General features: G+C 78.0%; 9 protein-coding genes and 1 pseudogene. 2 read left to right on the top strand and 8 right to left on the bottom strand.

Going from position 1 to position 7,991, the window contains the following annotated elements; genetic code table 11:
- Window positions 1–87: 87 nt before the first annotated feature.
- The 8 genes and pseudogenes from ACRYR7_RS22835 to ACRYR7_RS22800 all read right to left on the bottom strand — a co-directional run bounded on the left by ACRYR7_RS22835 (window position 88) and on the right by ACRYR7_RS22800 (window position 5,879).
- Complete coding sequence (locus ACRYR7_RS22835; protein ID WP_432574426.1) at window positions 88–1,299, bottom strand: ABC transporter permease; 1,212 nt, start codon at window positions 1,297–1,299, stop codon at window positions 88–90.
- Window positions 1,296–2,180 (bottom strand): ABC transporter ATP-binding protein, encoded by an 885-nt coding sequence (locus ACRYR7_RS22830; protein WP_432574424.1) that lies wholly within the window; start codon window positions 2,178–2,180, stop codon window positions 1,296–1,298. The genes ACRYR7_RS22835 and ACRYR7_RS22830 overlap by 4 nt, the downstream gene beginning before the upstream one ends.
- 69 nt (window positions 2,181–2,249) lie before the next feature.
- Window positions 2,250–2,477 (bottom strand): TOBE domain-containing protein, encoded by a 228-nt coding sequence (locus ACRYR7_RS22825; protein WP_432574429.1) that lies wholly within the window; start codon window positions 2,475–2,477, stop codon window positions 2,250–2,252.
- 465 nt (window positions 2,478–2,942) lie between these two features.
- Window positions 2,943–3,383, bottom strand: a pseudogene (locus tag ACRYR7_RS22820) (ATP-binding cassette domain-containing protein); the annotation flags it as partial.
- A gap of 41 nt (window positions 3,384–3,424) precedes the next feature.
- Window positions 3,425–4,240, bottom strand: a complete 816-nt coding sequence (locus ACRYR7_RS22815) for an ABC transporter permease (protein ID WP_432574428.1) — start codon at window positions 4,238–4,240, stop codon at window positions 3,425–3,427.
- Between the two features lie 10 nt (window positions 4,241–4,250).
- The gene (modA, locus tag ACRYR7_RS22810; protein ID WP_432574422.1) at window positions 4,251–5,021 is read right to left on the bottom strand and encodes a molybdate ABC transporter substrate-binding protein; all 771 of its coding nucleotides are present in this window, start codon (window positions 5,019–5,021) and stop codon (window positions 4,251–4,253) included.
- On the bottom strand, window positions 5,018–5,428 hold the full coding sequence (locus ACRYR7_RS22805) for a TOBE domain-containing protein (protein ID WP_432574420.1): 411 nt from the start codon (window positions 5,426–5,428) through the stop codon (window positions 5,018–5,020). The genes modA and ACRYR7_RS22805 overlap by 4 nt, the downstream gene beginning before the upstream one ends.
- Window positions 5,429–5,486: 58 nt before the next feature.
- Window positions 5,487–5,879: an ankyrin repeat domain-containing protein gene (locus tag ACRYR7_RS22800; protein ID WP_432574419.1), complete on the bottom strand. Its 393-nt coding sequence runs from the start codon at window positions 5,877–5,879 to the stop codon at window positions 5,487–5,489.
- Between the two features lie 181 nt (window positions 5,880–6,060).
- Between ACRYR7_RS22800 and ACRYR7_RS22795 the strand changes: the two genes are divergently transcribed.
- Together ACRYR7_RS22795 and ACRYR7_RS22790 are read left to right on the top strand one after the other, a co-directional pair.
- Window positions 6,061–6,813, top strand: a complete 753-nt coding sequence (locus ACRYR7_RS22795) for a sugar phosphate isomerase/epimerase family protein (protein WP_432574417.1) — start codon at window positions 6,061–6,063, stop codon at window positions 6,811–6,813.
- The gene (locus tag ACRYR7_RS22790; protein WP_432574415.1) at window positions 6,810–7,928 is read left to right on the top strand and encodes a Gfo/Idh/MocA family protein; all 1,119 of its coding nucleotides are present in this window, start codon (window positions 6,810–6,812) and stop codon (window positions 7,926–7,928) included. The genes ACRYR7_RS22795 and ACRYR7_RS22790 overlap by 4 nt, the downstream gene beginning before the upstream one ends.
- Window positions 7,929–7,991 lie beyond the last annotated feature (63 nt).

Here is a 7,991-nt window from a genome sequence, read left to right as displayed (position 1 = left end):
CGCCCCCCCCCCCCCCCCCCCCCCCCCCCCCCCCCCCCCCCCCCCCCCCCCCCCCCCCCCCCCCCCCCCCCCCCCCCCCCCGCCCGCTCAGGCCGCGCGGCGCCAGGCCGAGCGCAGCGAGAGGCTGCGGCCGGTCTGCAGCAGGGAGTTCTCGTACAGCCGCCGCGCCACGGCGACGAACACCGCGGCGGTGGCGGCGATGACCGCCAGCGCCAGCAGCGGCTCGAGCCAGCCCACGTCGCCCTGCAGCACCCGCTTGGGCATGACCATCGGCGAGGACAGCGGCACGTAGGACAGCACGCTCTGCAGGGTGCCGGGGTCGTTGGCGGCGAAGGTCGCGAAGAACGGCAGCATGACGAGCATCTGCACCGGCGTGGCGGTGGACTGCAGGTCCTCCAGCCGGTTGGCCATCGCGCCGGCGGCCGCCCACAGGCACGAGAGCATCGCGAACCCGACGACGAAGAAGACGACGAACCACACCGCCGCGCTGGGCACGCTGGGCAGGCTGCGCAGCAGCTCGCGGTCGGCGACCGCCAGCCCGCCCAGGCCCGCGGCGACCAGGATCAGGATCTGCCCCAGGGCCAGCAGGCCGTTGCCGACGATCTTGCCGACGAGGAGCTGGCGCACCGGCACGGTGGTCACCAGCAGCTCCACCACGCGGGTCTGCTTCTCCTGCACGACGCTCTGCGCGATGGAGTACCCGAAGATCACCACGATCTGCAGGAACAGGATCGAGAACGCCAGGCCCAGCAGCCGGGTGGTCAGCGGGTCCACCGCGTCCGGGGCGAGCAGCCGCTGCACCGGCGGCGGCGGGGCCAGCGCCCGCTCGGCGGTCGCCGCGTCCAGGCCCGCGGCGCCCAGCAGCGCCAGCGACTCGGCGGCGAGCACGCGCGCGGTGAGGACCTGCGTCAGCCCGTCGGGCACGTTGCGGTCCCCGACGACCTCCACGCCGCCGCCGGCGGCGGGCAGCACCGCGGCGTCGGCGTCGCCGGCGCGCACGGCGGCCTCGGCGGCGGCCGCGTCGGCGACGGTGCGCACGGACACCTCCACGTCGCCGGCCTCGCCGGGCCGCTCGGCCAGCAGCGGCGCGGTCGCGCCCGTGGCGGCCACCGCGTAGCGGTCGGTGCCGCCGGAGAGCAGCCCCGGCAGGAACGCGGCGACCACCACGATGACCAGCAGCAGGACCGTGGAGAACACGAAACCCTTGTCGCGCAGCCGTTCCCGGATCTCCCGGTCGGCCACCAGCCACCACTGCCCCTGCACCGAGCGGTCCACCGGCCGCTGCACCGCCGCGCTCACCGCGACACCTCCGAGAACAGCTCCGACAGCGAGGGCACGAGCGGGGCGAAGGAGCGCACCGGCCCGCGGGCCAGGGCCTCGGCGAGCACGCGCTGGTCGGCGCCGGCGGCCAGGGCCTCCAGCACGACGCGGCCCGGGGCGGACTCCACCACGCGCACGCCGGGCACCTCGCCCACCCAGCCCAGCGGCCCGTCCGCGGCGAGCGCGTAGCGGGAACCGGAGCGCGCCCGGCGCAGCTCCTCCGGTTCCCCGGCGGCGACCACGCGCCCGCCGGCGAGGATGACGAGCTCGTCGCACAGCCGGTCGACGAGGTCGAGCTGGTGGCTGGAGAACAGCACGCCCACCCCGGCGCGCACCCGCTCGCGCAGCAGCTCGGCCATCGCGTCGACGGCCAGGGGGTCCAGGCCGGAGAACGGCTCGTCGAGCACGAGCAGCTCCGGGTCGTGCACGAGGGCGGCGGCGACCTGCACGCGCTGCTGGTTGCCCAGCGAGAGGGCCTCCAGCTTCTCCTGCGCGCGCCCGCCCAGGCCCAGGCGCTCCAGCAGGTCCCGCGCCCGGGCGGTGGCGGCGGCGCGGTCCACGCCGTGCAGGCGGGCCAGGAACACCAGCTGCTCCAGCAGCCGGCCCTTGGGGTACAGGCCGCGCTCCTCGGGCATGTACCCGAACCGGCGGCGCTGGGCCAGGTCCGGTGCGCGCCCGCGGAACGTCACGGTCCCGGCGTCGGGGGCCAGCACCCCCAGGGCGATGCGCATCGTGGTGGTCTTGCCGGCGCCGTTGGCGCCCACGAAACCGACCATGCGGCCGTCGGGCACGGCCAGGCTCACGGCGTCCAGCGCGGTGCGGTCGCCGAACCGTCGGGTGATGGAGTCGAGGACGAGCACCCGCCCGAACCTAGGCAGTGCCCGAGCGCGCCCGCGTCCCCCGTTCGGAGGGGTTCGCGCGGGCCCGGATCAGCCGTGCTGCGGACCGGGCGCGGGGTGCACCCGCACGGCGGCGGCCCCGGCCTCGAAGCGGACCTCGTCGCCGGGCGCCAGGCGCGCGGCGGCCACCGCCTCCACGGGGACGTCGGCGAACAGCTCCAGCGGCCCGCACCGGCCCTGCACGCGCACGGTGCGCCCGCGCGGCTGGAGCTGCTCCACGACGACGGGCCACCGGTTGGCGGCCCCCCGCGCGGGCACGTCCGCGCCGCCGGGCACGACGCCGGGCACGACGCCGGGCACGACGCCGGGCACGACGCCGGGCGCGCGCAGCAGCACGCGCGCGGGGTCCACGACCGCGACGGCCGGCTCGCCGGGCCGGCAGCCGGGGCCCAGGACCCCGGCGACCTCGGTGCCGTCGCCGGTGCGCAGCCCGGCGGCGGTGGCCCGCCCGCGCAGCAGGACCAGCCCGGCGGTGCGGGCGGCGAACGCGCTGCGCGGGCGGGTGAGGACCTCGTGCACGGTGCCGCGCTCGACGACGCGGCCGTCCTGCAGCACCGCCGCGCGGTCGGCCAGCGCCAGCACGTCGAGCAGGTCGTGGGTCACCAGCACGACGCCGCCGGGCGCCGCGGGGCCGCCGCCCTCCCCGCCGCCCCCGCGCAGCACGTCGCGCAGCACCTGGCGCACCCGCGGGGCGGCCTCGACGTCCAGGGCGGCCAGCGGCTCGTCGAGCAGCAGCAGCCGCGGCCGGGTCGCCAGCGCGCGCGCCAGCGCCACCCGCTGCGCCTGCCCGCCGGACAGCGCCCGCGGGCGGCGCCCGGCGAGGTGGGCGGCGCCCACCGCCTCCAGCCAGCGCAGGGCCTGCGCACGGGCCGCGGCGCGCGGGACGCCGGAGCTGCGCGGGCCGAAGGCGACGTTGGCGGCGGCGCTCAGGTGCGGGAAGAGCAGCGGGTCCTGCGCCAGCAGCGCGACGCCGCGCCGGTGCGCGGGCACGAACACCTCCGGCCGCGCCCCGGCGGCGGCCAGCACGCGCCCGTCGAGCACCACGCGCCCGGCGGTGGGGCGCAGCAGCCCGGCCAGCAGGTCCAGCAGCGTGGACTTGCCCGCGCCGTTGGGGCCCAGCACGGCCAGCACCTCCCCCGGGGCCACGCGCAGGTCGACGGCCAGGCCGCGCGGCTCGTGCCGCACGGACACCTCCAGCCCGCCCGTCACCCGCCGCCCCCGGCGCGCCCGCGCACCCCCGCGACGACGAGGACGCTGACGACCACCAGCAGCAGCGACAGCGCCGCCGCGGCGGACGGGTCGCTCTCGCGCAGCAGGTAGACCTCCAGCGGCAGGGTGCGGGTGACGCCCTCGCGGTTGCCCGCGAACGTCAGCGTGGCGCCGAACTCGCCCAGCGAGCGGGCGAAGGCGAGCACCGAGCCCGACAACAGCCCGGGCCCCACCAGCGGCAGCGTCACGCGCAGCAGCACCCGCCCGGGGCGCGCGCCCAGGGTGGCGGCCACGCGCTCGTGGCGCTGCCCGGCGGTGCGCAGCGCCCCCTCCACGCTGAGCACGAGGAACGGCAGCGAGACGAAGGCCTGCGCCAGCACCACCGCGGCCGTGCTGAACGCCACCCGCACCCCGGCGACCTCCAGCACGCCGCCCAGCAGGCCGTTGCGGCCCAGCGCCCACAGCAGCGCCAGGCCCCCCACGACCGGCGGCAGCACCAGCGGCACCAGCACCAGCGAGCGCAGCAGGCGCAGCCAGGGCGAGCGGGCGCGCGCCAGCACCAGCGCCAGCGGCACCCCCAGCAGCGCGCAGCACGCGGTGCTCAGCGCGGCGGTGAGCAGGCTCAGGCGCAGCGCCGACAGCGAGGAGGGGGAGGTGACCAGGGGGCCGAAGGTGCGCCAGTCCACGCGCGCGACGACGGCGAGCAGCGGCACGAGCACCAGCAGCGCGCCCGCGGCCGCCGGGAGCAGGACCCACCGGGGCAGCGCGCTCCCCTCCGCCGCGCCGCCCCGCGGGTCCCGGCCCGCCGTCAGCACCGGGCGGTCACCGCCCGGGCGTCCCGAAACCCGCCGCGCCGAGCACGGCGCGCCCCTCGGGGCCGGTGACGTGCTCGACGAAGCCGCGGGCCAGGTCCGGCTCGGCGGCCCCGCGCAGCGCGGCGATCGGGTAGGTGTTCACCGCGTCGGCCGCCTCGGGCAGCGGCACGCCGGTGACGGCGCCGCCGGCGGCGCGCACGTCGGTGACGTACACCAGGCCCGCGTCGGCCTCGCCGGCGGCGACCTTGCCCAGGACGTCGGTGACGGAGGACTCCTCGCTGACCGGGGACAGGGTCACGCCGGTGGAGGCCTGCACGGCGCGCGCGGCCGCCCCGCACGGCACCTGCGGGGCGCACACGACGACGTCCACGCCGGGGCGGGCGAGGTCGGCGAAGGCGGTGACGCCGGCGGGGTTGCCCGGCGGGGTGGCGATCTGCAGCACGTTCGTGGCGAAGGGCACCGGCTCGCCCGCGGTCAGGCCCGCGGCGGCGACCCGGGCGGCGGTGGCCTCGTCGGCGGCGGCGAGGACGTCGGCGGGGGCGCCCTCGGCGACCTGCGCGGCCAGGTCCGAGGAGCCGGCGAAGCTGAAGGCGACGGCGACGCCGGGGTGGGCGCGCTCGAAGCGCTCGCCGATCTCGGTGAACGTGCCCTGCAGGGAGGCGGCGGCGAAGACGTTCAGGGTGCTGCGCCCCGCCGCGCCGGGGGCGGGCCCCCCGACCGAGCAGGCGGCCGGCAGCAGGGCCGCGGCCAGCAGCGCGGCGGCGGCGCGGGCCCTCACGAGCGGCCCCCCTCGGGCGTCTCGACGACGACGGTGGTGGCCTTGACGACGGCGGTGGCGCGGCTGCCCGCCCGCAGGCCCAGCTCCTCGGCGGCCTCGCGGCTCATGAGGGAGACCACGCGGTGCGGGCCGCACTGCATCTCCACCTGCGCCATGACGCCGTCGGCCACGACGCGGGTGACCAGCCCGGCGAAGCGGTTGCGCGCGGAGCGGGCCACCCGGGTGGCGTCGGGGGCCGCGGCCGCGGCGTGCTCGACGGCGAAGGCGGCCAGCGCCGCGCCGTCCACGACCAGCCGGCCGGCCTCGTCGCGCCCGGCGGGCAGGGCGCCGGAGTCGGCCCAGCGGCGGGCGGTGTCGTCGGAGACCCCGAGCAGCTCGGCGACCTCGCGGATCCGGTACTGCGGCACGCCAGCAGGTTAACCGCCGCTGCTGCGGCTCGGGGAGCCCCCGGGCGCCGCAGCCGCGTCACTGCCCCCGCAGCACCGCCAGCATGTGCGGCAGCTCGAACACCTGCGCCACCGCCACGCCGGACTGCCGGCCCAGCTCGGGGTCGGCCCCGGCGGCCAGCAGCGCGCGCACGACGGCCTCGTCCTGCCGGAAGACCGCCGCGCCCAGCGCGGTCTGGCCCTTGTCGTTGACGCGGGCGTGGTCGGCGCCGCGCTCCAGCAGCAGCCGCACGGTGTCCTCGTGGCGGTGGTAGGCGGCCAGGATGAGCATCGTGTCGCCGCCGGAGGTGGTCAGGTCCACCGGCACGCCGAGGTCCAGGCGCTCGGCCAGCGCCGCGGTGCGGCCCTCGCGGGCGAGGTCGAAGGTCTCCTGCAGGAAGCGCAGCTGCTCGTCGCTCAGGTCGGCGGTCACGCCCCGACGGTAACCGGCGCGGGCCGGGCGCGGGCGTGCGGCGGCACCCGCGCGGAGCAGCCCGGGGGGAGGGGCTGGCGCCCGGCGCACCGCGCCCCCTACCGTGTGCTGAACCGGTTCGGCAGCGTCGCCCGCGGGTCACGCCCTCCGACCGGACCCGGCGAAGACCCGAGAGGACGACGTGCTCGACACCGACAAGATCTCCGTGCAGCTGTACACGGTCCGCGACGCGCTCGCGGCCGACCCCGAGGGCACCCTCGGCCGCCTGGCGTCGATCGGCTTCCGCAAGGTCGAGCCCTTCGGGCTCACCGAGTGGGCCGCCAAGCTCGCCCCCGGCCTGAGCGCCCACGGGCTGAGCGCGCCCAGCTCCCACGCCAAGGTCGTCGGCGGCGACGTCGAGGAGGTCCTCGCCGCGGCCGCCACCACCGGCACCACGCTGGTCGTCGAGCCCTTCGTCGACCCCGCCCGGTGGACCACCGCCGAGGACGTGGCCGCGATCGCCGCCGAGCTGAACGCCGCCTCGCGCCGCGCCGCCGACGCCGGCGTGACCATCGGCTACCACAACCACTGGTTCGAGCTGGAGAACCTCATCGGCGGGCGCACCGCCCTGGAGGTCCTCGCCGACCACCTCGACGACGCCGTGGCCCTGGAGGTCGACACCTACTGGGTGGCCGTGGGCGGGCAGGACCCGGCCGCGCTGCTCGGCCGCCTGGGCGAGCGCGTCAAGGCCGTGCACCTCAAGGACGGCGACGGCACCCGCGAGACGAAGAACCAGGTCGCCCTGGGCGCCGGCTCCCTGGACGTCGCCGCGATCCTGGCCGCCTCCTCCGGCGTCCAGCTCGGCGTCGTCGAGCTCGACGACACCACCGGCGACGTCTTCGACGCCGTGGCCGGCGGCTACGCCTACCTCACCTCCGCGGGGGTGTCCGCGTGAGCGCCCCCGAGCCGCGCACCGGCCCCGTCGGCATCGGCATCATCGGCGCCGGCGTCATCTCCGGCACCTACCTGGAGAACCTCACCAGCTTCCCCGACGTGGAGGTCCACGCCGTCGGCGACCTGTTCCCCGAGGCGGCCAAGGCGCGCGCGGAGGAGCACGGCGTGCCCCACCACGGCGGCATCGACGCGGTCCTGCAGAACGACGACGTCGAGATCGTCATCAACCTGACGATCCCCGCCGCCCACGTCGAGGTCTCCCTGCAGGCCATCGCGGCCGGCAAGCACGTGTGGAGCGAGAAGCCCGTCGCGCTGGACCGCGAGGGCGGCCGGCAGCTCATCGAGGCCGCACAGGCCGCCGGGGTGCGGCTGGGCTGCGCGCCGGACACCTTCCTGGGCACCGGCCTGCAGACCGCCCTGACGGCGCTGCGCCGCGGCGACATCGGCACCCCGCTGACCGCGCTGACGCTCATGCAGTCCCCCGGCCCGGAGTCCTGGCACCCCAACCCGGCGTTCCTCTTCCAGCACGGCGCCGGCCCGCTGTTCGACATCGGCCCCTACTACTTCACCCTCCTGGTGCAGGCGTTCGGGCCGGTGGCGGCGGTCGCGGCGGTCGGCTCGAAGTCGCGCGAGTCCCGCGTCATCGGCTCGGGGCCCAGGGCCGGGGAGAGCTTCGACGTCACCGTGCCCACGCACGTCAGCGCCCTGGCGCAGTTCGAGGGCGGGCAGAGCTCGCAGAGCATCCTCAGCTTCGACTCGCCCCTGCAGCGGCACGGCTTCGTGGAGATCACCGGCACCGAGGCCACCCTGGAGGTGCCCGACCCGAACAACTTCGACGGCGACGTGCGCATCCGGCGCACCGGCTCGGAGGAGTGGGAGCTGCTGGCCTCCACCAAGGCGCTGTCCACCCGCGGCACCGGGGCGCTGGAGATGGCCCGCGCCATCCGCGCCGGCCGCCCGCACCGCGTGCAGGGCGCCCTGGCGCACCACGTCGTCGACGTCATGATCTCGATCGACGAGTCGATCCGCAGCCGCAGCTTCGTCGACGTGACCAGCACCGTGGAGGCGGCCGAGCCGCTGCCGGCGGACTGGGACCCCTTCGCCCGGACCGTCTGAGCGTCCCCCCGCCCCACCGCTGCACCGCGCCCGCCCCGCCGCCCCCGCCCGGGGCGGCGGGGC

Origin of the sequence: Kineococcus gurbantunggutensis (assembly GCF_050871925.1) — a bacterium.
Taxonomy (GTDB): domain Bacteria; phylum Actinomycetota; class Actinomycetes; order Actinomycetales; family Kineococcaceae; genus Kineococcus.
Note: the sequence above shows the minus strand (reverse complement) of the source record. Positions and strands in the feature narration are given on the sequence as shown.